At 59.6% G+C, this 1,132-nt stretch carries 2 protein-coding genes; both read right to left on the reverse strand.

What is annotated here, in order from left to right; all coding sequences use genetic code 11:
• Window positions 1-43 precede the first annotated feature (43 nt).
• Window positions 44-850 carry an adenosylcobinamide-GDP ribazoletransferase gene (locus NW843_RS12235; RefSeq protein WP_011433784.1) on the reverse strand — a complete coding sequence of 269 codons (807 nt, stop codon included), beginning with the start codon at window positions 848-850 and terminating at the stop codon, window positions 44-46.
• A complete protein-coding gene (locus NW843_RS12240) occupies window positions 826-1,101 on the reverse strand; it encodes a hypothetical protein (RefSeq protein ID WP_414523078.1) in 276 nt (91 codons plus the stop codon). Before NW843_RS12240 ends, NW843_RS12235 begins: the two co-directional genes overlap by 25 nt.
• Window positions 1,102-1,132: the final 31 nt, after the last annotated feature.

A 1,132-nucleotide genomic window follows, 5' to 3' on the forward strand; every position in this document is an offset into this window, starting at 1 on the left:
TGAACAGTGATGTTCAGCAGTGTTCAGCGTAAATGTATCAGATTCATGATGGCCCAATAAGGGATCCCCACAGCAATGCTATCGCTTCTGACCATTCCACCGTAGCTCCGTAGGTATCGCCCGTGTGTCCTCCCAACTGGCGGTAGATCCAGTAGCCCACGGCCCAAGCCCCCAGGGCGGATCCCAGCGTCCAGAGCAGCAAAGGGGGCCAAGCCAAGATCCCAGCCCAGCCCAACCCCCCGGTGATGGCCAGCACAAGCAGAGTGCCCGGCCACAGGGATCCCGGCAGGGAAGTGGAGTCTTTGAGGAAGCGGGCGGATCCCTGCTCTCGCAGATAGGGGTACAGGGCAATGGCGAGCAACTGGCCCCAACGCCCCCAGGCGGGCACCAGCAGCAAGAGGGGCCAAGCTCGAACGCTGCTCAGGGCAGCAAATTTCAGCAGCAGCAGCAGCACCAAGGCCAGTACCCCATAGGCCCCGGTGTGGCTATCGCTCATCACCTGCAGACGGCGACGGGATCCCTGCAGGTCAGATTTTTGCCCATCCTCAGTTGACCGTTCCGGATCCCCTTTGTAAGGATTCTTGTGGACATTGATCGCCAAGCCATCGGCAGTATCGGCCACCCCGTCCAGGTGCAGCCCACCGGTCAAGAGAACCCACAGGGCCAAGAGCAAAGCGGCCCGCACCGGATTGGGGAAAATCTGCAGCAGGATCCCAGCCAGGGAGAGGATCCCGCCCAGCAACACACCTACCCCTGGCAGCCAGGCGGCAATGCCCTCAAACGGCAAGTCTCCGACCCACCCCAGAGGCAGGGCCGTGTAGAAAGTCAAGGCTGCCCAGAAGCGCCGCAATCGCTCAGTCCTTGAGTCTGTGTAAAGGGATCCGCCAATCCAGCCCTCTGGGAGAGAAAATAGGAATCCTTGCGAACGGTGCGCCCCACCACAATGGTGAGCTTGACAATGGTGAGCTTGACAATGGTGAGCTTGGCCACCAAAGCTCCGATGGCGCCCACCGCGGCCAACACCAGAAAGAGGGCTGCTTTTTCAGAAAGACTGGGATCCGCGGAGTCTGGTTCGAGTTCATGCTGAAGATCCTGATACATTTACGCTGAACACTGCTGAACATCACTGTTC

The organism is Synechococcus sp. R5-12 (genome assembly GCF_047502655.1).
Lineage (GTDB): Bacteria > Cyanobacteriota > Cyanobacteriia > Thermostichales > Thermostichaceae > Thermostichus.